The organism is Rhodococcus sp. KB6 (genome assembly GCF_001445685.1).
GTDB classification, from domain to species: domain Bacteria; phylum Actinomycetota; class Actinomycetes; order Mycobacteriales; family Mycobacteriaceae; genus Rhodococcus_F; species Rhodococcus_F qingshengii.
The window spans coordinates 23718-48254 of sequence record NZ_LNAK01000112.1 but is presented as its reverse complement, the minus strand read 5'-3'; the positions used below and the strand labels follow the sequence as shown (position 1 = coordinate 48254).

At 62.4% G+C, this 24537-nt stretch carries 26 protein-coding genes and 3 tRNA genes; 12 read left to right on the top strand and 17 right to left on the bottom strand.

What is annotated here, in order from left to right; genetic code table 11:
* Positions 1-67: 67 nt before the first annotated feature.
* Both ASU23_RS15370 and ASU23_RS15365 read right to left on the bottom strand, forming a co-directional pair.
* On the bottom strand, positions 68-2422 hold the full coding sequence (locus ASU23_RS15370; protein WP_058038202.1) for an MMPL family transporter: 2355 nt from the start codon (positions 2420-2422) through the stop codon (positions 68-70).
* A 71-nt stretch (positions 2423-2493) separates the two neighbouring features.
* Positions 2494-3123: a TetR/AcrR family transcriptional regulator gene (locus ASU23_RS15365; protein ID WP_007731646.1), complete on the bottom strand. Its 630-nt coding sequence runs from the start codon at positions 3121-3123 to the stop codon at positions 2494-2496.
* Between the two features lie 250 nt (positions 3124-3373).
* Here ASU23_RS15365 and ASU23_RS15360 point away from each other — a divergent pair, with 250 nt between their 5' ends.
* A complete protein-coding gene (locus tag ASU23_RS15360) occupies positions 3374-4483 on the top strand; it encodes a GGDEF domain-containing protein (protein ID WP_003943790.1) in 1110 nt (369 codons plus the stop codon).
* 12 nt (positions 4484-4495) lie between these two features.
* On the opposite strand, the gene ASU23_RS15355 is transcribed toward ASU23_RS15360, so the two are convergent.
* Positions 4496-4951: an Rrf2 family transcriptional regulator gene (locus ASU23_RS15355; RefSeq protein ID WP_003943908.1), complete on the bottom strand. Its 456-nt coding sequence runs from the start codon at positions 4949-4951 to the stop codon at positions 4496-4498.
* Between the two features lie 128 nt (positions 4952-5079).
* On the opposite strand from ASU23_RS15355, the gene ASU23_RS15350 reads away from it, so the two are divergent.
* A complete protein-coding gene (locus ASU23_RS15350) occupies positions 5080-6021 on the top strand; it encodes a sterol desaturase family protein (protein ID WP_003943902.1) in 942 nt (313 codons plus the stop codon).
* Here ASU23_RS15350 and ASU23_RS15345 read toward each other — a convergent pair.
* The 3 genes from ASU23_RS15345 to ASU23_RS15335 all read right to left on the bottom strand — a co-directional run bounded on the left by ASU23_RS15345 (position 5987) and on the right by ASU23_RS15335 (position 7483).
* Positions 5987-6325 carry a DUF202 domain-containing protein gene (locus tag ASU23_RS15345; protein ID WP_003943794.1) on the bottom strand — a complete coding sequence of 113 codons (339 nt, stop codon included), beginning with the start codon at positions 6323-6325 and terminating at the stop codon, positions 5987-5989. The genes ASU23_RS15350 and ASU23_RS15345 overlap by 35 nt on opposite strands.
* On the bottom strand, positions 6326-6676 hold the full coding sequence (locus tag ASU23_RS15340; RefSeq protein ID WP_003943804.1) for a YidH family protein: 351 nt from the start codon (positions 6674-6676) through the stop codon (positions 6326-6328).
* A 123-nt stretch (positions 6677-6799) separates the two neighbouring features.
* The gene (locus ASU23_RS15335; RefSeq protein ID WP_058038201.1) at positions 6800-7483 is read right to left on the bottom strand and encodes a YceI family protein; all 684 of its coding nucleotides are present in this window, start codon (positions 7481-7483) and stop codon (positions 6800-6802) included.
* A gap of 246 nt (positions 7484-7729) precedes the next feature.
* On the opposite strand from ASU23_RS15335, the gene ASU23_RS34260 reads away from it, so the two are divergent.
* Both ASU23_RS34260 and ASU23_RS15325 read left to right on the top strand, forming a co-directional pair.
* A complete protein-coding gene (locus ASU23_RS34260) occupies positions 7730-7903 on the top strand; it encodes a hypothetical protein (RefSeq protein ID WP_003943953.1) in 174 nt (57 codons plus the stop codon).
* A 98-nt stretch (positions 7904-8001) separates the two neighbouring features.
* On the top strand, positions 8002-9489 hold the full coding sequence (locus ASU23_RS15325; RefSeq protein WP_253741356.1) for a DUF1254 domain-containing protein: 1488 nt from the start codon (positions 8002-8004) through the stop codon (positions 9487-9489).
* Between the two features lie 53 nt (positions 9490-9542).
* Here the strand turns inward: ASU23_RS15325 and ASU23_RS15320 are convergent.
* The 4 genes from ASU23_RS15320 to ASU23_RS15305 form a co-directional block, all read right to left on the bottom strand.
* A tRNA-Ser gene (locus tag ASU23_RS15320) sits at positions 9543-9633 on the bottom strand.
* A 56-nt stretch (positions 9634-9689) separates the two neighbouring features.
* Positions 9690-9881 (bottom strand): CsbD family protein, encoded by a 192-nt coding sequence (locus ASU23_RS15315; RefSeq protein WP_003943869.1) that lies wholly within the window; start codon positions 9879-9881, stop codon positions 9690-9692.
* Between the two features lie 138 nt (positions 9882-10019).
* Complete coding sequence (locus ASU23_RS15310; protein ID WP_003943976.1) at positions 10020-10481, bottom strand: nucleoside deaminase; 462 nt, start codon at positions 10479-10481, stop codon at positions 10020-10022.
* Positions 10482-11021 carry a tRNA adenosine deaminase-associated protein gene (locus ASU23_RS15305; protein WP_058038199.1) on the bottom strand — a complete coding sequence of 180 codons (540 nt, stop codon included), beginning with the start codon at positions 11019-11021 and terminating at the stop codon, positions 10482-10484.
* A gap of 48 nt (positions 11022-11069) precedes the next feature.
* Between ASU23_RS15305 and ASU23_RS15300 the strand changes: the two genes are divergently transcribed.
* Positions 11070-12044 (top strand): prephenate dehydrogenase, encoded by a 975-nt coding sequence (locus ASU23_RS15300; RefSeq protein WP_007731661.1) that lies wholly within the window; start codon positions 11070-11072, stop codon positions 12042-12044.
* A gap of 11 nt (positions 12045-12055) precedes the next feature.
* On the opposite strand, the gene ASU23_RS15295 is transcribed toward ASU23_RS15300, so the two are convergent.
* Complete coding sequence (locus ASU23_RS15295) at positions 12056-12643, bottom strand: putative glycolipid-binding domain-containing protein (protein ID WP_080712702.1); 588 nt, start codon at positions 12641-12643, stop codon at positions 12056-12058.
* A gap of 238 nt (positions 12644-12881) precedes the next feature.
* Between ASU23_RS15295 and ASU23_RS15290 the strand changes: the two genes are divergently transcribed.
* The 5 genes from ASU23_RS15290 to ASU23_RS15270 all read left to right on the top strand — a co-directional run bounded on the left by ASU23_RS15290 (position 12882) and on the right by ASU23_RS15270 (position 17323).
* Positions 12882-14027, top strand: a complete 1146-nt coding sequence (locus tag ASU23_RS15290) for a DNA cytosine methyltransferase (RefSeq protein WP_030535749.1) — start codon at positions 12882-12884, stop codon at positions 14025-14027.
* Positions 14024-14884 (top strand): hypothetical protein, encoded by an 861-nt coding sequence (locus ASU23_RS15285; protein WP_003943911.1) that lies wholly within the window; start codon positions 14024-14026, stop codon positions 14882-14884. The genes ASU23_RS15290 and ASU23_RS15285 overlap by 4 nt, the downstream gene beginning before the upstream one ends.
* Positions 14885-14894: 10 nt before the next feature.
* Positions 14895-15299: a very short patch repair endonuclease gene (locus tag ASU23_RS15280; protein ID WP_003943838.1), complete on the top strand. Its 405-nt coding sequence runs from the start codon at positions 14895-14897 to the stop codon at positions 15297-15299.
* Positions 15300-15309: 10 nt separating this feature from the next.
* Positions 15310-15999: a DUF998 domain-containing protein gene (locus ASU23_RS15275; protein WP_007731663.1), complete on the top strand. Its 690-nt coding sequence runs from the start codon at positions 15310-15312 to the stop codon at positions 15997-15999.
* A 79-nt stretch (positions 16000-16078) separates the two neighbouring features.
* Positions 16079-17323 carry a S9 family peptidase gene (locus ASU23_RS15270; RefSeq protein ID WP_058038198.1) on the top strand — a complete coding sequence of 415 codons (1245 nt, stop codon included), beginning with the start codon at positions 16079-16081 and terminating at the stop codon, positions 17321-17323.
* A gap of 217 nt (positions 17324-17540) precedes the next feature.
* On the opposite strand, the gene ASU23_RS15265 is transcribed toward ASU23_RS15270, so the two are convergent.
* From ASU23_RS15265 to ASU23_RS15240, 6 genes are all read right to left on the bottom strand, one after another.
* Positions 17541-18242, bottom strand: a complete 702-nt coding sequence (locus ASU23_RS15265; protein WP_082661409.1) for a DUF732 domain-containing protein — start codon at positions 18240-18242, stop codon at positions 17541-17543.
* A gap of 164 nt (positions 18243-18406) precedes the next feature.
* Positions 18407-19627 carry a cation:proton antiporter gene (locus tag ASU23_RS15260; RefSeq protein ID WP_058038197.1) on the bottom strand — a complete coding sequence of 407 codons (1221 nt, stop codon included), beginning with the start codon at positions 19625-19627 and terminating at the stop codon, positions 18407-18409.
* A gap of 188 nt (positions 19628-19815) precedes the next feature.
* The gene (locus tag ASU23_RS15255) at positions 19816-20277 is read right to left on the bottom strand and encodes a hypothetical protein (RefSeq protein ID WP_047271527.1); all 462 of its coding nucleotides are present in this window, start codon (positions 20275-20277) and stop codon (positions 19816-19818) included.
* A gap of 237 nt (positions 20278-20514) precedes the next feature.
* A tRNA-Arg gene (locus ASU23_RS15250) sits at positions 20515-20587 on the bottom strand.
* An 82-nt stretch (positions 20588-20669) separates the two neighbouring features.
* Positions 20670-20761 (bottom strand) — tRNA-Ser (locus ASU23_RS15245).
* A gap of 96 nt (positions 20762-20857) precedes the next feature.
* Positions 20858-21577, bottom strand: coding sequence for a dienelactone hydrolase family protein (locus ASU23_RS15240; RefSeq protein ID WP_003943860.1), 720 nt, complete (start codon positions 21575-21577; stop codon positions 20858-20860).
* A 61-nt stretch (positions 21578-21638) separates the two neighbouring features.
* On the opposite strand from ASU23_RS15240, the gene hisC reads away from it, so the two are divergent.
* Both hisC and ASU23_RS15230 read left to right on the top strand, forming a co-directional pair.
* A complete protein-coding gene (gene hisC / locus ASU23_RS15235) occupies positions 21639-22715 on the top strand; it encodes a histidinol-phosphate transaminase (RefSeq protein WP_007731684.1) in 1077 nt (358 codons plus the stop codon).
* 100 nt (positions 22716-22815) lie between these two features.
* On the top strand, positions 22816-24510 hold the full coding sequence (locus ASU23_RS15230; RefSeq protein WP_058038196.1) for a bifunctional UDP-sugar hydrolase/5'-nucleotidase: 1695 nt from the start codon (positions 22816-22818) through the stop codon (positions 24508-24510).
* Positions 24511-24537: the final 27 nt, after the last annotated feature.

Here is a 24537-nt window from a genome sequence, read left to right as displayed (position 1 = left end):
TCGATACACAAAAACTGCTGTGCGCCTTTATTAACCGCGGGGGGTTAATAAAGGCGCACAGCAGAGATCAAGCAGATGCGGACTGAAGCTCCGCTTCCTTTTCTTCACGGAGGGCCTTGCTGAGCTTCTCGCCCTCGATGTCGACGTTCGGCAGAATCTTGTCCAGCCACTTCGGCAACCACCACGCCTTGTCGCCGAGCAGTGCCATGACGGACGGGATGATCACCATGCGCACGATGAAGGCGTCGAAGAACACCGCCGCGGCAAGCGCGAAGCCGATCGACTTGATGAACGAGTTCGGTTCCGCGATGAAGGCACCGAACACGGAGATCATGATGACCGCGGCCGCACTGACGACCCGGGCGCCATGGTTGAAGCCGATGGTCACGGCCTCCTTCGCGCTCGCGCCGTGGACGTACTCCTCACGCATACGCGTCACGAGGAACACCTGGTAGTCCATCGCGAGTCCGAACACCACACCGATCAGGAAGATCGGCATGAAACTCACGAGTGGTTGCGGGTTCGAGATGATGCCCAACCAACCGTGCTGGAAGATCGCCACCGTCGCACCGAATGTCGCGAGCACGCTGAGCAGGAAGCCGAGCGTCGCCGTCAGCGGAACCAGGATCGAACGGAACACCAAGAGCAACAAGATGAATGCAAGGCCGACGACGACGGCCAGGTAGGGCACCAATGCATCCTTCAGCGTGTCCGAGACGTCGCCTTCGAGTGCGGTCTGACCGGTGATGCCGTAGCTGACGCCGATCGAATCGTTGAGTCCGCCTTCGGCTCCACGAAGGCTGGACACCAGATCCATCGTGGCGGGGTCGGTCGGACCACTCTTCGGAGTGATCAGTACCTGCGCGGTGTCGCCGGCCTCGTTGACCCCGACGACCTGTGCGTTCTGGACGTCATCGAAGCCCGAGATGGTCGAGACGACCTCCGCAAAGGCCTCCCCGGCGGGAACGCTGGCATCCTTGGCGTCGACAACGGCGATGAGCGGTCCGTTGCGACCGTCACCGAAGCCCTCGTCGATCAGGTCGTATGCCTGACGCGCACTGGTCGCCGGGTCACCGGTGGCCTCCGACGGCAGTGCCAGGCTCAATCCCGTTGCGGGCAGAGCCAATGCGCCCAGAAGCACTACTCCACCGATCAGCGGCACCAGCGGACGACGGACGACGGCACTGATGAAGCGCAGAGCCAACTTCGGCTTGCCCGAATCTTCGTCTTCGGACTCCTCAGCGCGCTTGCTGAGGAAGGGAATCTTGCCGGCAAAAGCCTTGCGTCCGAACATACCCAGGATCGCAGGCAGCAAGGTCAAGGCGATCAGAACCGCGATCAGCACGGTAAAGGCCGCTGCCGCACCCATATCGGAGAGGAACGGGATGCCGACGACGCGCAATGCAACCAGCGCGATGATGACCGTCAAACCAGCGAATACCACTGCGGAACCGGCGGTTCCGACGGCGCGACCTGCTGCTTCGGCACGGTTGTCGGTAAGGGTGAGCTCATGCCTGAACCTGGACATGATGAACAGCGAGTAGTCGATCGCCACAGCCAGACCGATCATGATCGCCAGCGTCGGAGTCATCGAACTGAGATCCATGAATCCGGTGGCAACCGTGATTCCGAGGCTGCCGATAGCGATACCGATGATCGCGGTGAGGAGCGGAAGCCCCGCGGCCACAAGCGAACCGAACGTGATGGCCAGAACGACTGCGGCAACGGCGATACCGATCAGCTCGGTGACACCACCGGGCATCTCCGCTTCCTGAGCAGCAGAACCACTGACCTGGACGTTGAGTCCCTCGGCCCGACCGACATCGGCTGCGGAGTTGATCGAATCACGCAACGCCTGATCGAGATCGGCGAAGTCACCGCTGAACGGAACCTCGACGTACCCGACTGTGCCGTCGGCACTGAGCGGCGACAACGCACGCGCGTCGTCCACGGCCTGTGTCTCGGAAGTTCCAGCCGCAGCAGCCTTTTCCTTGAACATCGCAACCATGGAGTCGTTGCCGGTAACCGGATTGACCAACGCCTTCGCGGCCTGTTCCGGAGTGACAGTCGCCGGGTCCACCTTGGCAGAGTCGGCGACCTTGTCGATGCCACGAATACTCGCGAGCATGTCGTCCATGGCCTTGACGTTCGCCGGATCGGCCAGCGTCGTGCCTGCCGGAGCTTGCACTACGTATCGCGCGCTCAACGAATCCATAGGATTGGGCGCGTCGGGAAAACGCTCCGCCATCAGGTCTTGCGCCTGCTGCGCCGGGGTTCCCGGAATGGAGAACGAGTCCTTGGTGGGGCCGGACAGAGTCGCTGCCCCGACGCCCATCAGGACCAGGATTATCAGCCAAACGCTGAGGACCGCGCCTTTTCGCCGGTAGGCGAACTTGCCGATCCGATAAAGATAGGTGGCCACGACGGGCTCCTTGCTGTTTCGGTGCGTGTACGTGGACAGGTATTACGTGTGGGGCTCAGAGACGAGACATCTCAGGGACGCGACATCTCAGGGGCAGGCGGCGGCGCGGGCAACCCGGCACGAATCTGCCGAAAAGCGTCGTGAACCAACTCTTCCGGACTGGAAGCCTCCGACTTTCCGCCAGTCCAGACGTCGATCACCGATTTAGCGGCTCCGCCCACCGCTCCCAGGAGGAGCGTCGGGTACAGGTCCTTCTCGGCGTCGGTACCGGTGCGTTCCGCCAATGCCTGAACGACTGCACGGTTGATCCGCTGATGCATGTCTGCGGCATCCCGGTAGAGCGCGGGACTCGAATCCGACAGCAGCCAGATACTTGCCTTCTCACTCCCACTCGGACCTGAGTCGTTCACGATTTCGACCACAAGTTCTTCGAGGACGTCGAGAATTGGTTCGTCCGCGGGCCGTGACGCAAGCGCCTCGATCCACAGGTTCACCGATTCCTCGAAACTGGCGAGCACTGCCTCCTCCTTGCTGGAGAAGTAGTTGTGGAACGTCCTCGTCGACACTCCGGCCTCGGAGGCGATTGCGTCAGCGGTGACGCATTCGATCCCCAGCGCACGAGCGAGCCGTGCTGCCGCGCCGCTGAGTGCGGCACGGGTTGCTGCCTTCTTGCGGTCACGAAGGCCTTGTTCGATGATCACCCCAACACGGTACCGAACTTGCAGAGCTCTGCAACTTTGCAGAGGTCTGCAATATTGTGCGATCGAACACACGGCACGGAAACTCGAGGCGTACCTCACACTCACGCACGGCAAATGCCTGAACAGCGCGACAGAGAGAGTTGCGAGCAACTCCACCGCCTGACGCCCCCTGCCAAGTTGACGCGTGAATCAACATGGCCTGACATACTTTGCGGTGAATTAACCGTAATTTGCTCGGCGAAGGAATCTGATGGACCCGCTCCTGCACACCTGGCCGGTTTCGTCCACGGTGATGCTGTGGGGATCGAAGTCCGGACGAGGCTCCGTACTACGTCTCGTCCGTCTCACCATCGGGTTCTGCTCACTCAATTTCTCGATCGTGGCGTTCCTGTTTCTCCTCAGCGGAGAGGGCCCGGACGGACCGTTTGCGCGCAGTTGGCTCGTCGGCATTGCGACCGTCAACCTGATCCCTACGATTCTCTGGTTTGTCGGCCGAATCAGAGGTTCACGCATGCTCAAGCTCTACGGACTGTGGGCAGATCTCGGAACTGCCTCGATTCTCATCACCTTCACCAGCCATAACGCCGCCCTCTTCGGCGCGGCACTCTTTGTCGCCACCGGCGCATACTTCACCTATTTTCTCGATTACCGCTGGTTGGCCTTCCATCTCGCCTTTGCCACGACATTTGTCATCGCCCTGACGGTGCTCGGCCTGACGAACGGCGACTACTCGACAACCAGCGTGATCGCACGCACGGACGTCGTCCTGTGTGCCGTGATCTTCATTCCGGCCACGATTCAGTTCACCTGGCGGCAATTACTCGCGCGCGCAACGGGATCCAAAGTGGATGCGCTTACCGGCCTGTTGAACCGACGAGGACTGTGGGACATGTCGGAGCGCATCTGGTCGGTCGCGTCGGCAAATCGTGCCGACATTGCTGTTGCCGTCGTCGACATCGACAAGTTCAAGGCGGTGAACGACACGTTCGGCCACGAAGTCGGTGACGCCGTCATCATCCGGACCGGAACGCGCCTGCAGGCGCATGTGAACGGTTTCGGTTACGCCGCGCGCACCGGCGGCGAGGAGTTCACCGTTGTGATGATCGGTACTCCGTACGGACTTCGCAAACGAATCGCGACGCTCCCCAAAGCCGTGGTGAACGCCTCCGACGACCCCCTGGCCACGGTCAGCGTCGGCGCAGCGACGCTACCTTTCATCCCACATCAGGAAGAGTTCGACTACAACGAGTTCTCCCGAGCAATCGTTGCGGCCGATCATCTGATGTACGACGCAAAATCCGCGGGAGGCAACACCGCGAACACTGCTCCTATGGCAGTTCCGCGTCGACGGGCACACTGAAACCGGGCTGTATCAGCGCCGATTCCACGCCTCGGGATCTGCCGTCAGTTCGTGAATGAACTCGGGCAACTCTCCACCTGCAACATCGGTGAGTGTGACATTTTCGAGCACAGCACGGAGGTTGACTCGCACTGCAATCCACACCTCCTTGAGGGGCGTTGCCGGTCCCCCGTAGTCGACGTCTTCCGGTCGCTGACCCCGAATCGAAGCCAGCGGTCCCTCGACAGCTCGTATGACGTCGGCAATCGTGATCTCGTCCGCGGACCGAGCGAGCCAGTATCCCCCGTCCGGGCCTCGACGGCTGTTGACCAAGCCGCCGCGCCGCAGGTCCGAGAGCACCGCTTCCAGGAACTTGTGGGGTATTACCTGGGATTTGGCGAGAAACTCGGCCTTGGCCGGGTCAGGACCAACTGCCGCGAGCTCGACCAGAGTCCGCACGGCGTAGTCCACCTTCGCGGTGATATGCACCGGCAATTCCTACCATCGTTCTATGAATAGTCGCAACAAACCTGCGAGTTCTTCGCCGCAAAGGGTTCCCTGACGTTACATTTTGATGCATGATGTAACGATCAGAGCTAGAGAACAGGACAAATCGCGTGTGGGAAACCCTTCTCGAATCATGGAAGTCACTGCTCGAACCGCTCCATGATCCCGTTACGCTCGCAATCCCCGCGTTTGTCATCTTCCTCGCAATCGAATGGTTCGCGGCCCGTGCGCTCGAAGATCATCCCGACGACGCCGACGGACGCGCACGGCCGGCACAGGGCGGCTACCGAAGCGTCGACGCCAGAACCAGCGTTCTACTCGGACTCGTGTCGATCGCAACGAGCACCTTCTGGAAAGTGCTGGCGCTGATCGGCTATTCCGCAATCTGGGTGTATCTCGCTCCGTGGCACCTCTCGCCGACTGCCTGGTACACCTGGGTGATCCTGCTGCTCGGAATCGACGTCCTCTATTACGCGTATCACCGCATCGCACACCGAGTTCGAGTCATCTGGGCCACACACCAGGCTCACCATTCGAGCGAGTACTTCAATTTCAGCACCGCACTGCGGCAGAAGTGGAACAACAGCGGTGAGATCATCATGTGGTTGCCGTTGCCGTTCCTCGGGATCCCGCCGTGGATGGTGTTCGTCGGCTTCTCCGTCAGCCTCGTCTACCAGTTCTTCGTCCACACCGAACGTGTCGGAAAACTTTGGCGGCCCATCGAATTCATCTTCAACACGCCGTCACACCATCGCGTCCACCACGGCTCCGACGCCGAGTACCTCGACCGCAACTACGCCGGAATCCTCATCATCTGGGACCGGATGTTCGGAACCTTCGCAGCCGAAACCCACCGCCCCACCTACGGACTCACGACGCCGGTCGGAACGTACAACATCTGGAAGCTCCAAACGCGCGAATATGCTGCCATTGCTCGCGATTGGAAGGCGTCGACATCGTGGCGGCAGCGAGCCGGCTACGTGTTCGGCCCGCCCGGCTGGGCGCCGAAAGCCGAGGTCACTTCAGCAGAATCCACAGCCCCGTCGCACTGAGCAGGAGCAGAGCGACCGCGAGAGTTGCTCCCATACCCAAAGCGGGCGTTGCCTTTTCGGCCGAAAACTGGGCCAACCGCCTGGGCCGCGACCGACGTTCGTAGACCGTCACCGCGACGACGAGCACGGCAGCGACGGACGGGCCGATCAGGGCCACCGACCCGAACGGCGGCAACCATCTCAGACAGGCGGCAGACAAGCCGAGGATCGACAGACTCGTACGCACGAACGAGAGCGATGTGCGCTCGGACTGCAAGCCCTTGTCCGGAGGCTTGACACCTTCCGACGGTTCCAGCGCGGTCAATCAGTTCACGACCTCGACCACCAGGACGGTCGCGCAGATCACCAGCACGATGCCGACGACCGGCGCCATGAGCGGCACCGGCAACGAGCGCTCAGTTCGCAGTGCACGCTCGGCGCTGATCCAGTGGACAAAGGAAGTGATGGCGATCAGAGCACCGCCGACGAGCAACAACGCGGCCAAGCCGGATCGAACCGTCGGATTGAGAATGTCGCCGCCGAACGCTTCGAGTCCGACGCCCGACGCGACGAAGGCCGTTGCAGTGCGGATCCAAGCCAGATATGTCCGCTCATTGGCGAGCGTGAACCGTGGATCGGGGTCTTCGCCCGTTCGGAACGGTCTCCACCGGGGCATCACCTGTTCATTCCGTCCGGGCAGAGATCGCGCACTGCCTTCGGAACGGACAAGAAGAAAGGAAGGTCATGTCCTTAATCTTCCCTGCCCGCCCCGAAGCAGTGCGAATCGGGTGGACGTAATTCAGCTCGCGGCGAGTGAGACCAGGAAGTCCACCGAGCCGCTGCCGTCGACGGTGACGAAACCGAGGGACGGAGGCTCGACTCCGAAATCGGTCCAGGTGACCGGAATCGAGCCCGATGCGATCAGCGAATCACCCGAATGCAGCACGGTCATGTCGACCGACACCGGCTTGGACTGACCCTTGAGCGTCAGCGTTCCTGACACCGTGACCGTCGCCGTTGTTCCGTCCGTCGGTACAGCAGACAAGTCCACCGGCGAGTCGATCGTGAACGTCGCCGTCGGATACGTGCTGGTATCCATCACATTGCCCGTGAACTGGCCGTCGCGCCGATCCGAGTCGGTCTTGATGCTTGCCACCTGCACCGTTACTTCGCCGGAAGTGAGCTTTTCACCCTCGACAACCGCGTTTCCGCTCACCTCGCCAGTGGTTCCGACGACGGTCACACTCGATCCGTTGAGAATCTCGTGCACGGTGTACCCAGCTGCCGCCTGGTTGTCCCCCTGCCCGGCGACGACGGTCCATTGCCCGTCGATCGATCCGGACGCCGCCTCCGCGCCCTCAGTGGACACCACGGCCGCCGGTGCATCGTCTTCAGCGATGAACTTCCCGTACGCCCACGGCCCCACGAGCAGGGCGAGTACGACCACAACTACTGCTCCGCCGATCCACCAGATCTTTTTCATGGGCTCGACGATAGTTGCAGCTTCAACAGTTGTCAGGACTTACGACCTGGGAGAAACCTGTGAAAGTGCTCCACGAACACCGAAGGGTGAGCCGCGTCTACAGCCATTAGTAATCATTTGGTAAAGTCGACTGTGCATTCCGGCCCCCAGCCTGGAATGCCTGGGCCGTGCGCATCGAATCATGCATCGATCCCGATGCGCACGGTCTGCCCGAAACACGAATCACACCGATCGAGGGAGCTCGCGATGGCGGACCTGACGCTCCTGACCGACGACGAGTTACGCGAGCGTCGGATCGCCCTCAGTCGATCCCTCACTACCGCAGCAGATTTGATCCCCACCCCGCCACCTTCGTTCTTCGAGAAGCTGAAGCAGGACATCGATGCCGCCGCTGCAGAGTGGATCGCCCGCCGCTCCTGAACGTTCGAATTGCGCACACAGAACCGGTATTCGATTTCCTCACCGGTTCACCCCGCAAGGGTGATGATGCAGCGGACGGTCACCGGCACCATGACTTCATGGACTCCCCGACCGACTCAATCGCACAAGGTTTCACGCCGGCACACGCTCAACTGGCGAGATCGGCCGGAGTTCCAGCAACGCTCGCCGCTGAGAGTTACGTGGAAGCCCTCGCCCGGATCGTCTATTACTGGGGCTATCCAGCTGTGGACACCTTCGGCCGTACAAACATGTGGGAGATCATGGATGGCAAGACCGGACTCCAACTCGGCCTTCTGCCAGGCGCCGCCAAAAATTACACAGGTGCCCTCACCGACTACATGAGCCCGGCGCAGCGGTGGGTCGTCTCACCCAACAACGACACGATCTACGGCGCAGGATTCGCCGATCTCACCGACGAAACCGCAGTGATACAGACCCCGACCGAGGTACCCGACGGCCATTACTGGACTATCCAGATCGTCGACGTGCTGACAAATGTGACTCACCAACTTGGTTCGGCGACAGGCACTCCCGGCGGAAAGTTCCTTCTGGTCGGACCTGATTGGGATGGCGAGTTGCCGGAAAACTTCCTCGATGTGCTTCGATCACCGACGAACGTGGCTGGTGTCTTCCCTCGCAGTTTCGCAGCACGTTCCGAGGCGTCCAAGCAGCAGGCGCGGTCGGTGCTCGACCAGATCGGCATGTACCCGTTCAGCGAGGATCGACCCGGCCCGCGGTCCTTCGGCTACGAGGCCCACGCCGCGAACTCGATCTACCCTCAGGGCGTCACCGCCGAAATGTTGGCGGCCGATCCCGACTCCAGTCGACCTCAATGGGTGAAGCCGGAATCTTTCTGGACCGATCTTGCAGCAATGCTCGATTTCAACCCGACCATGGGCGCAGCAGACACCCCGATGGCTGATCAAGCCAAGACGCTTGTCGCACTGCATCGTTCGGACAAGTCGTACCGAGCGCTGCTCGACCGCGCCGCGCTCCGCGCCGACGTCGCCCTCCATCAATCGGCGAGCTACGTCCAAACCGGGGTCGACGCAGGCAACGGATGGCAACGGCAACGCAACAGTGGCCTGTGGGGCACCGACTGGTTCGGACGGGCGCTCGCGGCCGTCATCTACATTTACGTCAACGACTTTCACGAGGCTGTCTACCTCATCCGGGGTACCGACCACGACGGAGCGTTGCTCCACGGCCGCGAGCGGTACACCATGACCTTCACAGAAGACGCACTCCCACCCGTCGACCGCAGTCGCGGCGGCTTCTGGTCTCTGACCATGTACGACAAGGACGCATTTATGCTCGCCGACGCACCCGGTAACCGCGTCAACCTCGGCACCGTCAATCTCGACGCGGGCGATCTCGTCTTTCGTGACGGGAAGCTCACCTTGCACCTGTCTCACGACGAGCCGACCGATCCGGATGCTCGTGCCAACTGGCTACCCGCTCCGCACGACGAATTTCGACTGATCATTCGCAGCTATGTCCCCGACAAATCAGTCCTCGATGAAACCTACCGATTCCCCGACGTCGTCCGAGCAACGGGACTATAGGCGCCACCAAGCACAAAAAAAGCTCCCCACCTGCGTGAACAGGTGGGGAGCTTTGGCGGTGGCGGAGGGATTTGAACCCTCGGACGGGGGTTACCCGTCACACGCTTTCGAGGCGTGCTCCTTAGGCCGCTCGGACACGCCACCGTTGGTGACTTTACCGGATGGAGTGCCCGTGGCTGAAATCGCCAGGTGGAGCGGTATTACGTGAGCTTGTCCTTGATGCTGGAAGCGGCGTCCTTGACCTTCTCGCCTGCATCCTTGACGGCCGATTTCACCTGGTCGCCCTTGCCTTCGTTTTCGAGGTCCCGGTCACCGGTAGCGCTGCCAGCAGCTTCCTTGGCCTTGCCCCCGAGGTCTTCGGCCTTGTTCTGAGCCTTGTCTGCGATTCCCATGAGTACTCCTCTGTGAACGCGAACGAATCGCCTTCCGACGATCCGCCGATGCCCTGACGGCATCTGCCTCCACCATGCCCTCGATTGATGGATCCGGCTACCCGAGTGTGCGATCACTCTCGATGGGGAATACCGAATTCAGGCCCGCTGCTCGCGGAAGAAATCTTCCAAAAGCCCAGCGCATTCGTCCTCGAGGACCCCGCCGCGCACCTGCGGCCGATAGGTCAATCTTTTATCTCGAACTACGTCCCATAATGATCCGACGGCTCCGGTTTTCGGCTCCCACGCCCCGAAAACGACCCGAGAAACCCGGGCGAGGACCAGAGCGCCCGCACACATCGTGCATGGCTCGAGGGTCACGGCAAGCGTCGCACCTTCCAGGCGCCAGCCGTCACCATAGGTTTTTGCGGCAGCACGCAACGCGAGGATTTCGGCGTGCGCGGTCGGATCGGACGACGCTTCCCTGGCATTGGAGGCCCGAGCAACTTCGACGCCGTCTGCGTCGAACACCACTGCCCCGACCGGGACGTCTGCATCGGAGGCGGAACGTGCGGCCACGATGGCCGCACGGATCATGCGCTGGTCGTCAGCGAGAGTCATCTAGCGCGGGAGCTTGTCGAGCGCTGCGCCGAACTCGGATGCGAACCCGAGTCGCTGCGCGATCATCCCCAACTGCTCGTCCGGATAAAGATCGGTCTCGGCCGCGATGACGGCGAGCACGGGTTCCGGCAGGCCCAGATCGGCCAGCACGGACAGATCGCCCTCTTCCCAGGGTTCGACATCGTCGAGGTCGTCCGGGTCGATGTCGGGGATCTCGATGTGCAAGGCGTCGAGGACGTCGGCTGCGATGTCGTAGTCGATGGCGGCGGTCGCGTCGGAAATCAGCAACTGCGTGCCCGACGGCGCCGGACGCAACACGATGAAGAACTCGTCGTCGACGTCGAGAAGACCGAAGGCGGCACCCGAACTTCGCAGCTCACGCAGCTGCGTTTCGGCGGCCGAGAGCGAGGTCAACGCGTCGGGCGTCAGTGCCTTGACCGTCCAACGCCCCTCTTCACGGACCACCGCGACACCGAAGCCTTCAAGCTCCTCCGACTGGTTCGAAGAGGCGCTCTTGTTACCCGCGCGCTGTGCACCCATGGCGCAACGGTAGCCCGCCTGGTGCCAGTGAGTGAAGTCCGAGCATCGATGTGCCAACCTGAACTCGTGTCTGCGATCGATTCCGCCCCACCAGTCTGCGTTCTCGGCCTCGGATTGATCGGCGGTTCGCTACTTCGCGCCGCCGTCCGATCCGGCCGCCGGGCGTGGGGTTACAACCGTTCCAGCGAGTCCGCCGACGCGGCCCGAGCCGACGGTTTCGACGCCGACACCGATCTGGTTTCAGTGCTGCAGAGAGCAAACGAAAGCGGCGCGATCATTGTGATCGCCGTGCCGATGCCTGCCGTCGACGCCACCTTGGAGGCAATCGCCGCGCATGCGCCCGACAATCCGATCACGGACGTCGTCAGCGTCAAGGGTGAAGTGAAGGCCGCGGTCGAACGAGCGGGCTTGAGCGCCAAGTTCGTGGGCGGTCATCCGATGGCGGGGACGTCAGCTTCGGGTTGGGCGGTCGGGGATGCCGATCTGTTCGTCGACGCGGTATGGGTTGTTGCCACCGACAGCGGCGTCGACGCAGATGTGTGGTCGCAGGTCGCCGACCTTGCACTCGACTGCGGCTCGGTCGTCGTGCCGGCCGAATCTCTGGAACACGATCGAGCAGTCGCGCGAATCTCGCATCTGCCTCACCTGCTCGCGGAAACGCTTGCGATCACCGGAGCTGCCGGAGGCGAACTGGCTCTCGGGCTGGCTGCCGGATCATTTCGCGACGGCACTCGCGTGGCCGGGAGCGCTCCTGGCCTGGTGCGGGCGATGTGCGAGGGCAACCGCGACGCCCTGCTGGTCGCGCTGGACGAGGCGCTCGACCTTTTGCAGGGTGCACGTACCGATCTGCTCGACAACGGCTCGACGGCACGATTGGTGGACGCAGGGTTCGCGGCGCGCGGCGCCTACGAGTCGCACGAGCGGTGGGACATCGAAGACGTTCAGGCCGGAGAACCCGACTGGATCAACCGGATGCGAGACGCCGGTCGACGCGGCGGCGTCATCCGGCGATCCGCAACCTAGAGATACGAAACCTAGATACGAGTTGCCAGACCCGGGTAGTCGAGGACAAAGCCTTCGGCATCGACGGACAACGTCGAGCTGGACACCGGGGACAGCACACTGATTCCGTCGGCGCCGGAGCTGTAGGTGATGGTCGCACCCTCGACGCGCAGGTCGAGAAGGTTTACGTAGACGACCGGCACCTCGGCGTCTTCGATGTCGTTCTGCAGACCGACGCGGCGGATGGGCAGCGTGTTGAAGAACGGGCTGAGGATCACGTCGACATCGAGTGCGCCATCGAACGCAGAGCGCTGGTGACTGGCGCCGTTCTCGACCATCCAGGTGCCTTCTTCGTCCCGGCTGATCGACATCTGACGCTCACCGGCGGCCAGGGCGGTCCGCACGGACAACCGGCGGGTGATGCCGGCCTCGTCGGTGACCAGGTCGTACGACGCGCTGAATGCCGGGTGCTCACTGCAGGCTCCACCGATGATCCGGCCGGAAGCCTTGATGCGATTTCCGTTCAGCTGCACACGAACAGACTCCATACGAGGAGCGTTGTGGGCCTGCCAGGTCAATACCGCGGGCCAGGACGCGTCACCGGAAGGTTGGATGCTCACCCGACCACGGTAATGGACGAACGGGCACGGAGCACCGCTGGTTCGGGTTATTGCTTCGATCAGGGACCTTTTAGGGACTTCGATCGGCCCCGAAGATCTCGATGTAAGGCGTTTCACAACGGTTCTTCCGTAAGGAGCACGCCGCGGACCGAATAGTTGGCAAACGGTGTCGGAGTTCTCGAGTACCGTGCTTCTAGGTCGGTTCGTGAGGAAGGGTGCTGTGACGTCGTCGCGGAGCATGGTGGGTTTGTTTGCCGGTATCGGTGGTCTCGAGTTGGGGCTCTCGGAACATGGGTGGAACACCGAACTGCTGTGTGAAATCGATCCGGGCGCGCAGGCAGTTCTCCGTTCGCGTTTCGCCGACGTGCCGTTGCACGGTGACGTCACCAAACTTCGCGCGCTGCCCAGTGACATCGAATTGGTGGCCGCCGGTTTCCCCTGCCAGGACCTCTCTCAGGCCGGCAAAACGGCAGGCATCACCGGCGCACGCTCAGGCCTGGTGGACGAGGTGTTCCGTCTGGTCAAGCGCAAGAAGGGCCCGCGCTGGCTGTTGATCGAGAACGTTCCGTTCATGCTCCAGCTCGGCAAGGGCGCCGCCATGCGGCACATCACCGACGCCCTCGAAGACCTCGGATACACCTGGGCGTACCGGGTGGTCGACGCCCGCGCCTTCGGACTCCCCCAGCGTCGCCAGCGAGTCATCATGCTTGCCTCGCGCACAGATGATCCCCGCGAAATCCTGTTCGGCCAGGACGCCGGCGAGCGCCTGGGTGGCGATCCCGCGGACTACCCCTGCGGCTTCTACTGGACCGAAGGCACTCGCGGTCTCGGATGGGCCGTCAATGCCGTGCCGACGCTCAAGGGCGGCTCGTCCGTCGGCATCCCCAGTCAGCCGGCAGTCCGGTTGCCGTCAGGTGAGATCGTCACTCCCGGTCTAGTCGATGCCGAGCGACTGCAGGGTTTCGATCCCGACTGGACGCTGCCGTCCGTCGAGGTTCCCGGCCTACGCCACAGCCATCGCTGGAAGCTCGTCGGCAATGCCGTGAGCGTGCGGATGGCGTCGTGGGTCGGTGGCCGGTTGAGCGATCCCATCGAATACGACGCCGCGGGCGAGACGCCACTCGAACCGGGCGACGCCTGGCCGAGTGCGGCCTGGGGCCGTAACCGCCAGGCCTTCCGCGTCCATACCTCGACCTGGCCGGTCCAGTACGACTACGAGGATCTGAGCGGCTTCCTCGAAGACACGCGGTTGCTGTCGGCTCGGGCCACCGCCGGCTTCCTCAAGCGCGCACGCATGGGTAATCTTCGGTTCATCCCCGGTTTCATCGAGGACGTCGAAAGCCATCTCGAGCGGATGGGCGGATACCCCGAGGCCGCAGCATGACGGACTCGCTGTTCCCCGAACCTGAAACGCTGTTTTCCGAACCGGAACACGAACCACTGTGGAGTGCACTGCAACTCGCGGGCGACAAGCCCCCGGCCGACGCCGATCGCGGCGAGAAGAAGAACTACGCCCAGCGACTGTCCAATCAACTGGCACAGACGGTGGCCGACGCTCTGCGTCCGCTGTATCCCAACATCACCCCGACGGCGTCCGGAGAAGGCCAGGAGGCAACAGTCGATGTCGCCAAGGGCCGAAAGCGCTTGGATGTCAAGGCACTCGACCCCACTCTCGGCCTGATCCTCTGCGTCTCCATCAAGACGTACAACTTCCAGGACTACAGTCCCCGCAGCGGCAAGCTGGGACGGTGGACCAAGAACATCGTCCGCAACGACCACGAATTGCGTGGCGAGGCAATGGTTCTGCATCAGCGTCAGCCGTACAGCGTGTTGGTCGCCGTCATGTTCGAGCCGTACGCCACGTGCGACGACGGCGACCCGACCAAGACCAGCGACACCGGCAAATCCTCTTTTGCACACCACGTCACGACGCTCTCGAAGCGCTCGGGCCGAGGCAAGCGCGCGGTGGTCGGCGTTCCGGGAAAGGCCTGGGTGGATCTCGGCGCCGAGGACACCCGCTACGACCTCTTCGAGAAGGTCTACATCGGACTCTACGAACCCGATGGTGCAGTCCGGTTCTTCGACGTCGACGAGCCGCCGCCGCGCAACGGCCGCCCCACCGAAGCTCAGACGCTCTCGTTCACCGACTTCGTGACCGTCGTGCACGGTGAAGTGGAGCGTCGCAACAGGTTTGCGCCCACCTGGTCCGATCCCGAAGACAGCGAAGATTCCGACGGCTGAGGGAACCACGGTGCCTGCGACGGATCCTGCCACCAGCGCTCGGATGAGCGCTCAGCGTCGGCGCGACACCAAACCCGAAATCGCACTTCGACGCGAGCTGCATCGACGCGGACTCCGGTACTTCGTGGACCGAGCGCCGATCAAAGGTGTTCGCCGACGGGCCGATCTGGTATTTCCACGCCGCAAAGTCGCGGTGTTCGTGGACGGATGCTTCTGGCACAGCTGCCCGCAGCATGCGACGTTTCCCAAGAACAACGCGCAGTGGTGGACGGACAAGTTGGCCGCCAACGTGGTTCGAGACCGCGACACCGATGCACGTCTGGCAGAGCAGGGTTGGACCGTCATCCGCGTCTGGGAGCACGAAGATCCGCTGGTAGCGGCCGAACGCGTCCAGAAAGCCCTGCTCGGTCCGTAAGCTCGATTTCGTGAAGGAACGCAACGTTGCGCGGTGGGGTTTGGTGGCTGCGCTGGCTCTGGGCGGAATCGTCTACTCGTCGTGGATTCTCGAATTCTTCCTGGACACCGGCCTCGACCCGGTGACATCGTTCCTCAGCGAACTCGATGCCGAGAACCAGAAATACCGCGATGTCTTCGGTAACGCCGATGTCCTGTCCGCAATCTTGATGTTGATCTCCGGAGCGCTGGGCCTGCTGATCACGCCCCGGCGAAGGCTCTACGTCACGGGCTGGATTGCGCTGGCAGTGTTCGGCATCGCGACCATCGCCGACGCGTCGTTCCCCCTCGAATGCTCGGGCGAGGGTTGCCCGTCGAGCGCACCCGACGGTCTACTTCCGCAGCTCCACCATGTTCACGCGTTGACGAGCAGCGTGGCGGTCTTCGCGATCTTCACCGCGATGATCGCATTCACCGTGGGAGCGTTCAGGTATCGCGAGCACCCTTCTTTGCGGACGACGGGTCTGACCATTCTGATCCTGACTTCCCTTGCGACGGTGTGGATGTTGACGACCAACAGCATCGAAGTCTCCGGCGGCGGTAATCTCGGACTGGGTATCGCTCAACGTGCGCAGGTGCTGGGAATGTCGTTGTGGTTGTGCACCCTGGCATTTGCGATGTCGAGGCCGCCATCCACCGGGCTCCCGGCGTCGCCGCGCTGACAGGTTTTCCGGCAAGCGATTCGGGCGATCCTGGAACTACAACTGAAAATGGCTGCCCCGAACTAGCGAAGGTGTGCCCATGTCTCTCGCGTCGTCGTTCTTCGCCCATCCGCACCAGGCGTTCACTGCTGGTTTCTATCGCAACGAATCCTTCGACTTCGAGCTACGAGTCGTTCTCGGGCAAGCCACCTTCGGCGCGGCAGACACCGGCGAAGTGCTCTCGGCCATCGCTCACGTCGGCGAGAAGGACCTCGAAGGCTGGTACGAGGCCTGGTTCGACCTCGGTACACGGGTATTCGGGCAGGCCGTAGAGGCAGCCGAGGCCGGGCATTCGCGAAGCGCGTCCAACGCGTACCTGCGGGCGGCGTCGTACTTCGGTGTGGCGATCAACGCCGTCGACGGTCTCAGCGACGATTCGGTTCTGGTCCCCACTTTCAAACGTCACCGACAGGCGTGGGACCGCTTCGTCGACACCACCGCCCAGCCCGTCGAACGCGTCCGGATCCCTTACGAGGACACCTACCTGCCCGGGTACTTCTTCCGGCCGCCCGGGGACGTGCGACGGCCGACTTTGATCATGGTGAACGGTAGCGACGGCCCGATCAGCGGGCTGTGGGGCAGCGGCGGTGCCGGGGCGCTCGAGCGGGGCTACAACGTGTTGATGTTCGACGGTCCCGGTCAGCAGTCGATGCTCTTCGAGCGCAACATCCCGTTCCGTCACGACTGGGAAGCCGTCATCACGCCCGTCGTCGACTATCTCGTGGACCGGCCGGACGTCGATACGTCGAAGCTGGCGATGTACGGGATCAGTCAGGGCGGGTACTGGGTGCCCCAGTCGTTGGCGTTCGAGCATCGGATCGCGGCAGCGATCGCCGATCCGGGGGTCGTGGACGTGGCCGCGTCGTGGCTCGCCCATATCCCCAAGAACATGCAGAAGCTGCTCGACGAGGGGAAGTCGGAGGCCTTCGACCGCGACATGGCGATAGGGCTGGGGATGAAATTCTCGAAGGACAGCGCCCGGATCTGGCGCTTCCGAGCGCGTCCGTACCTCGCCGACGGCTACTACAACACTCTCGCCGAGGTTCGGAAGTACCACCTCGAACACGTCGCCGGCTCGATCTCCACTCCCCTGCTCATCACCGATCCGGAAGGCGAGCAATTCTGGCCCGGTCAATCCAAGCGGCTTGCCGCCCTCGCCGGCGGACCGACGACGGTGGTTCCCTTCACCGCTGCCGAGGGCGCGAACTTCCACTGCCAGCCCATGGCGAGGCGTCTGACGGATCAGCGGATGTTCGACTGGCTCGACGAGCAGTTGGATCTCTGAATCAGGACACTTTCTCATTCTTCGTCAACCACTCTTTCGGAGGCGTCGGCCGGAGAAGGATCGGATAACTCGAAACACTGCCAAATGCAATCTATTCCGACGTGACATCCACTTTGAGCACAAAACACTGTGCAAATTAGCCACTTCGAAACCGAACCGCGAATCAGGTCCATCGTGTAGGACAAAGCTGCGGTAACGGGGAGCCTGAATCAAAGCTTCAGCGAATGTACTTGTACCACTGCGGGCAGCCGTACTGCGTCAGGTGGGTGACCGCTAAGGCGGCCTTTTCGAAGTCAACGGGACGAAAATTCAACGTCTGACCTAGAACTGCATATTCGAAGCCGCGGTCACCACCCAACTCATCCCAGTCCGCGCACACCTCGTTGGCCCGTTCCTGCAGCCACTGAACACTTTCGTACGGCAAGGCATCTTGGTCGAACTGCTTGATCATCCTGCTCAAGGTGTCTTCGGGTGTCATGGTTGCGGTCGTCGCCCGAGGCGTGGATTCAACCACCTGCACCTTGGTGTCGCCGTATTCAGGACAGTACGACTTCGCTGCGGCTTTGATTATTACTGTGTTCTGGGCGGAACTGTAGACCCCGGCGCGATCGGACTGCTGCTGCAATATGGTCAGCGCATCTGCAATTGTCTGGCCACCCGAGACCGCTCGTTCGATCAGCTCACACATACCTTTCCCAACATTGATCGCGACTTCCTCGCTGGCGAAAGGTACCTCAGCGACATAAACCTCACGCAGGTAGCTTTTGTCCGCAGACTCGGGTATCGCAGTGGGTGAGCTGCATCCCACGATAAGCCCAATGCTGCATAGGCCCCACGCGGCAACGATCTGAATTCTGCGTCCAAAACGTCGATGCGCTCGAACCGGTAGGGCATTGTTTGTCCACACATTTCGAAACATCGCAATGCAGACATCTCCCGTTACCTGCGCCGCCGATCCGATAACAGCCGACTGCTCTCCCTATTCCTTCTCGAAAAATTTCTTCTGGAAAAAGATCGTCGTCCCAATGCACCAACTGAAGGCACGAGCTTCCACTGTCAGCCCATGGCGAGGCGTCTGACTGATCAGCGGATGTTCGACTGGCTCGACGAGCAGTTGGATCTCTGAATCAGGACACTTTCTCCTTTTTCGTCAAGAGTGGCGAGCATCGGGAGCAATAGAACGGTGATCGCCCCGGCCGCGACAAGAATCGACGCGTTGTCCGACGACATCTGATGCGCGTCGACGGCCGCGCCAGTGACCGCCACGATCATGGGCAGGCCGGTAGCCCCGTACAACGCGACTTGCGCACTCTCACGCGTGGTGAAGGGTGGTTCGACCTTCTCGAACTTGGTCACGAAGAACACCGGCACGCCGCGGACGACAACGATCAGGATCAAAAACGCAATCAGTATGCCGGGACTGGCGGCGACCGCCGAGACGTCGATCGCCATGCCTGAAGTGATGAAGAAAATCGGGATGAGGAACCCGAAGGCGATCCCGTCGAGCTTGATCTCGAGGCGCTCGTCGCCCTCTGGCATCAGTCGCCGCAGGATGAAGCCGGCGGCAAACGCACCGAGAATGACGTCGAGTGAGAACACGGCCGACAGCACTCCGAGGCTGACCAACAACAGAACGGTGAGGCGGACCGTCGTCTGCGCCGTCGTGTCCGCCCCTGCCCGCACCAGGCGATGTGTCCACGAGCCTTCGTGAATCAGCTTGCCGGGCAGCACCGCAACGATGACAGCGATCAAGGCGAAGACGGCAAGAACGATCAGCGACAGTACGGCACCACGGGCACTCAGCAGCACCGCCATCGCGACGACCGGCCCGAGCTCGCCGACGGCCCCGTGGTTGAGGACGGTCTTACCCAAGCGTGTGTCGAGGAGTTTGTTGTCCTTGAGGATCGGCAGCAGCGTGCCCAGAGCGGTCGACGTCATCGCGATGGCAACAGCGGCTTCGGCGGAGATCACGTTCCTCATGCCAAGCAGCGCGACCACCGTGAACGCCAGCGCGAGGCAGAACAGCCACGTGTAGAGCGCTCGACGTCCGCCGCGCCCACTGAGTTCCTGTCGGTCGATCTCGTAGCCGGCGAGCAGGAACAGCATGCCGAGGCCGAGTTCGCGCAGGATGCCGATCGCTTCGCTGTCAGCTGCGATGTTGAGGGCGAACGGCCCGACCACTGCGCCCGCGACCAGTAGCAACACCACTTCGGGAACCAGTCGACGCGGGATCAGGCCCGTGACTATCGGCGCGATGGCCGCGATCAGCGCGATCCAGAACAGCGATGAGGCAATTGAAGGCACGGATCATTATCGGACATAGGTGACGGATCTGCGCTCAGTACAGGTACTTGCGGTACGCCTCTTGTCTGGCGGGTTCGAGGTCCTCGACGCGCAGGCTGTGTCGCTCCGCCATCATGTCGCGCAGACTCGGCACCTCATCGGATGCGGGCCACGTCGACGGATCCCACAGCTTCGCCCGCAGGATCGGCCTAGCAGTCGTCGTCGTACCAAGAACCGTTGATGTAACTCCATGTCCCCGGCGTCATCGGACTCTTGCCGTCCGGAGCCTTGATGACAACGGTCGCTACCGAGTCACCGTTCATGTTGATCAGATACTCGGGCGTCCCGCTGAAATCCCGATCCGCGTACGCGTCGTCGAGCGCTGCCACAAACTCTTCAACCGAGTATTGAACCTGGCAACGAGGCGAACTGAAATCATAGATCCCAGCCCAGTCCGCACTCTGCGCGAGTGCCCACTGCTCGTCCAGCGCGGCCTCCAAGCCCTCCTGCGTTTGATCGCCACGCTGCGGTGCGGCCTCAATCGTCGTCGCTGCGGATGACGAGGCCGACTGCGTCGATGAAACTACAACAGTGTCGGACTTACCCGAACACCCAACTAGAGCTCCGACCGCAACACCAATCACGAGCACAACCGAGATAGTCCGATTCATCAGCAATGCATACCAGACCGATCGGACCGCTAAATGGCGATTTGGCGCAGTCCCGAGAGTCGCGAGCCGCCCGCCCGAGACACCGCGGCGCGATACGAGGATCGAGAACGTCAATTCGGAGGTCAGGTCTGGTCAGCCGCCAAACGGGTCAAGATGTGACCAACGTCGCCATGAAAGGACACTTGCATACAAGAAAGCCCCTCACCGGCATCTCTACTGGTGAGGGGCTTCCTTTTGTGCGCCCGAAGGGATTCGAACCCCTAACCTCTTGATCCGTAGTCAAGTGCTCTATCCGTTGAGCTACGGGCGCATGTTCTGTTGTCTTGCTGGTCTTGCGTGTCTTACCGTCGTAATTTCTATCATTTCTAACCCGCCGGTCAAAATCACCGGCTTGGCGGAGGCGAGAGGATTTGAACCTCCGGTCCCTCGTAAAAGGGACAACTCATTAGCAGTGAGTCCCATTCGGCCGCTCTGGCACGCCTCCCTGGGGGTTCCGATCCTTTCGGACCGCCGGATCGAAAGATTACACACCCTTCGCCACCAAAGGCAAAACGTGTGGTCAGCGGACTGTTTTGTGGACTTACCGCAGGTGGCTGTCGAACCAGTCGAAGATCCGGGTCTGAGCTTCGATGATCGAGGCCGAATCAGGGTCGTCGAGGTCAGCGTCCTCGGACAGCTGTGGCGGCTCGTCCGCCCGGTGAGCCAGTCCGGCGTAGCTGACCACCAGTGTCGCGACGTCGGCCTTCGCGGTCGCTTCCCGGAGCAGAGTCACGTGTTCGCGAGGCGTGCTGGGATCGTCCTCGCCGTACAGCGCCAGCCACGGCGCCTGCAGGGAAGTGGCCGCGTCGACAAGCGCCTGAGCATCCACCGACAAGGCTTCGACGATTCCCCGGGCGGCGACGCTCACCGCGGCGCCGACGGGACGGCTGGTGGCCACGAGCATCGCGGCGGTACCGGCGTCGTCGAATCCGAGCACCCCGATGGTGTCTGCGAGAACTTCGCGTCCGACGAGCCAATCGAGGGTCGCGTCGAAGTCGGCGAAGAGGTTGTCACCGAACACCTCACCCTGCATGTGTTCGGGTTCGCGGTGAAACAGGTGAGGTGCGACGCTCACCCACCCTTCGCCGGCAAGCGCGCACATCAGATTCAGCAGAGCCGGGCTGAACTTCCGGGCTTCATGCAGGACGACGATCCCGCCCCGCGTCGGGCCGTCCGGCTCCACCACGGTCAGCGGAACAGCCGTGGCGACCTCCCCTTCGGCTCCGCGCAGATACGCGGTGGCTCGGAAGATTTCCGACATCTTCTAACTCTGACACGCAGACGGCCGCTACGCACCAAATCAGTGCGCGCATAATCGACTCGTGACCGCACACATTCGCCCTGACCTCGCCTCCATCCCCGCCTACGTTCCCGGACGCAATTTTCCGGGTGCGATCAAGCTGGCGAGCAACGAAACGACAGTAGGGCCGTTGCCCGGTGTGCGTGACGCCGTCGCCGACGCGGTCGCCAATGCCAACCGCTACCCGGACAATGCCGCGGTTGCACTCATCGAGGCGCTGGCCAGCTTCTTGAAAGTCGAGCCGGCCAACGTCGCCGCTGGTTGCGGCTCCGTGACGCTGTGCCAGGAACTCGTGCAGATCACGTGCGATCAGGGTGACGAGGTCATCTACGCGTGGCGTTCGTTCGAGGCGTACCCCGTGGTCACCCAGGTCGGCCATGCCGTCTCGGTCAAGGTTCCGCTGACCGAGGACTTCGGCCACGACCTCGACGCGATGCTGGCCGCGATCACGGATCGCACGCGGTTGATCTTCGTATGCAACCCCAACAACCCGACCGGCAATGCACTGTCGAAGGCAGAGCTCGAGAGCTTCCTCGACGCGGTCCCGGCGCACGTCGTCGTCGCACTCGACGAGGCGTACTTCGAATACTCACGCTCGGACGCCGACGGCATCGAGCTGTTCCGCAGCCGCCCCAACGTGGTTGTTCTGCGCACCTTCTCGAAGGCGTACGGCCTCGCGGGAATCCGCGTGGGTTACGCGGTCGCGGATCCGGAGATCATCGTGGCCCTCGGCAAGGTGCACACCCCGTTCACCGTGAGCGCTGTCGCGCAGGCCGCCGCAATCGCTTCCCTGGCTGCAGCAGACGAACTGCTTGCCCGCACCGAAGGTGTCATCGCCGAGCGGACGCGAGTTCGAACCGCTCTGATCGAAGCCGGGTACACCGTCCCCGAGTCGTCGGCGAACTTCGTCTATCTCCCCCTCGGAGAACTCTCTCCCGCTTTTGCCGAGGCGAGTACCGAAGCGGGCATTCTGATCCGCCAGTACGGCGTCGAGGGCGTCCGGATGACCATCGGCGATCCACACGAGAACGACGCGTTCCTCGCTTTCGCGAACACCGACGTCGCGAAGCAGGCCGCGGGCATCGGCGTCACCGCGTGACACTCGATACATAACTGTTACGCCGGGGACTGGAATTCGTTTCGGCAGACGGGCACACTCAGGGAGGTTCGAAGCCGGTCCGAGTGAGGGAGCACGACGCATGACGCGACGCATGACACGAACGTGTGCCGTGCTCGCAACGACCCTTCTCGCCACCACCGCGACCTCCCTGAGTGGCGTCGCCAACGCAGAGTCCCAGGACACGGTGTCGGTACGTCTGTTGGCGTTCAACGATCTGCACGGCAGTCTCCGCCCGCCGGAAGGTGTTCGCAGCGAGATCAGGCAGGCCGACGGCTCTCTTACCCCCGCAGGTGGCGCGGCGTATCTCGCTGCTTACGTGACGCAACTTCGCAGCCAAGCCACCAACTCGCTGCTGTATTCGGTCGGTGACAACTGGGGATCGTCGGCGCTCGAGTCGGCGATGTTCAACGACGAACCGACGGTCGAACTCCTGAACCGGATGAAGATCGACGCCTCCGCGATCGGCAACCACGAACTGGACAAGGGACTCGCCGAGTTCCGACGCATGCAGTCCGGCGGTTGCTCCGCTGTCGATGCGTGCACGTTCAGTCCGTCCTTCGACGGCGCCAACTTCCCACTGATGGCCGCGAACATGACGTACACCAACGGCACCCCGGCCACCTTGCCCTTCACCGTGAACATGGTCGACGGCATTCCGCTCGGAGTAATCGCGATATCCCCCGCCAACACGTCGCAGATCGTGACACCAGGCGGGATCGCCGATCTGCAGTTCGGCGACGAGGTCGAAGCGATCAACCGCACCGCCGACGTCCTCGATTTCTTCGGCGTCAAAGCCATCACCGTCCTCCTGCACCGTGGGGACGAACCGGCCGTCGAAGGTGGGCCCAACGACTGCAACGTCGAGTCCGGGCCGGCCCGCGACATCGCCCTTCGTGCGTCACCGAAGGTGGACGTCATCTTCACCGCCGACAGCCACCAGCAGTACAACTGCGAATTCCCTGATCCCGCAGGCAATCCCAGAGTCGTGATGCAGGGCGCTTCGCACGGCCGGATCGTGTCCGTCGCAGACGTCACCATCGATCGCAACACACGCGAGGTCGTTCGCGATCAGACGTCCGCGTTCAATCAGATAGTGACACACGATATTTCGCCGGATCCCGATATTCAGGCTCTCGCCGACCGGGCCTGGTCGGAGGCGTCGGACAGCGCTCAGCGGCCGGTGGGGACCATTACCGCCGATCTGACACGCGACCGCGTCCCCAGCGGCGAATCGACACTCGGCAACCTGGTCGCCGACGCTCAACTCGCCGCCGGATCGACACGAGGCGCCCAACTAGCGTTGACGAACCCCGGCGGCATGCGCGAGGACTTGGACTTCGGCACTTCCGGCCAGGTCACCTACCGCCAGGCCTACGGTGTTCAGCCATTCGGTAACAGCCTCGAGGTGCTCTCCGTCACAGGAGCGGTGTTGAAGGACGCTCTCGAACAGCAATTCCAGATCGACCTCGACGGCACCGCTACCGAGCGCATCCTCTCCCCGTCCGCGGGCTTCACCTACGCCCTGGACCGGCGGGCGGCACCAGGCGCGCGAATCTCGGAAATGCGTCTGAACGGGCAGGACATCGCGCCCGACGCCGTCTACAGCGTCGCGGTGAACAAGTTCCTCGCCGAGGGCGGGGACGGCTTCACCGCGCTGAAGAACTCCACCCAGATGACCGGTGCCGGCAACGACCTCGACGCCTTGACCGCCCTGTTCGCAGCCGGGTCGCCGGTCTCGCCACCTGCCACCGACCGCATCCGCACCATCGGCTGACTAGGCATCCCCGCGCTCGATTGCCTA

Coding starts and splice junctions, on each gene's coding strand:
- ASU23_RS15360 (WP_003943790.1), top strand. CDS start 3,374: ATGGACCCGCTCCTGCACACCTGGCCGGTTTCGTCCACGGTGATGCTG.
- ASU23_RS15340 (WP_003943804.1), bottom strand. CDS start 6,676: ATGCCCCGGTGGAGACCGTTCCGAACGGGCGAAGACCCCGATCCACGG.
- ASU23_RS15335 (WP_058038201.1), bottom strand. CDS start 7,483: ATGAAAAAGATCTGGTGGATCGGCGGAGCAGTAGTTGTGGTCGTACTC.
- ASU23_RS34260 (WP_003943953.1), top strand. CDS start 7,730: ATGGCGGACCTGACGCTCCTGACCGACGACGAGTTACGCGAGCGTCGG.
- ASU23_RS15325 (WP_253741356.1), top strand. CDS start 8,002: ATGGACTCCCCGACCGACTCAATCGCACAAGGTTTCACGCCGGCACAC.
- ASU23_RS15315 (WP_003943869.1), bottom strand. CDS start 9,881: ATGGGAATCGCAGACAAGGCTCAGAACAAGGCCGAAGACCTCGGGGGC.
- ASU23_RS15310 (WP_003943976.1), bottom strand. CDS start 10,481: ATGACTCTCGCTGACGACCAGCGCATGATCCGTGCGGCCATCGTGGCC.
- ASU23_RS15305 (WP_058038199.1), bottom strand. CDS start 11,021: ATGGGTGCACAGCGCGCGGGTAACAAGAGCGCCTCTTCGAACCAGTCG.
- ASU23_RS15300 (WP_007731661.1), top strand. CDS start 11,070: ATGTGCCAACCTGAACTCGTGTCTGCGATCGATTCCGCCCCACCAGTC.
- ASU23_RS15290 (WP_030535749.1), top strand. CDS start 12,882: ATGGTGGGTTTGTTTGCCGGTATCGGTGGTCTCGAGTTGGGGCTCTCG.
- ASU23_RS15285 (WP_003943911.1), top strand. CDS start 14,024: ATGACGGACTCGCTGTTCCCCGAACCTGAAACGCTGTTTTCCGAACCG.
- ASU23_RS15270 (WP_058038198.1), top strand. CDS start 16,079: ATGTCTCTCGCGTCGTCGTTCTTCGCCCATCCGCACCAGGCGTTCACT.
- ASU23_RS15265 (WP_082661409.1), bottom strand. CDS start 18,242: ATGTTTCGAAATGTGTGGACAAACAATGCCCTACCGGTTCGAGCGCAT.
- ASU23_RS15255 (WP_047271527.1), bottom strand. CDS start 20,277: ATGAATCGGACTATCTCGGTTGTGCTCGTGATTGGTGTTGCGGTCGGA.
- ASU23_RS15240 (WP_003943860.1), bottom strand. CDS start 21,577: ATGTCGGAAATCTTCCGAGCCACCGCGTATCTGCGCGGAGCCGAAGGG.
- ASU23_RS15230 (WP_058038196.1), top strand. CDS start 22,816: ATGACGCGACGCATGACACGAACGTGTGCCGTGCTCGCAACGACCCTT.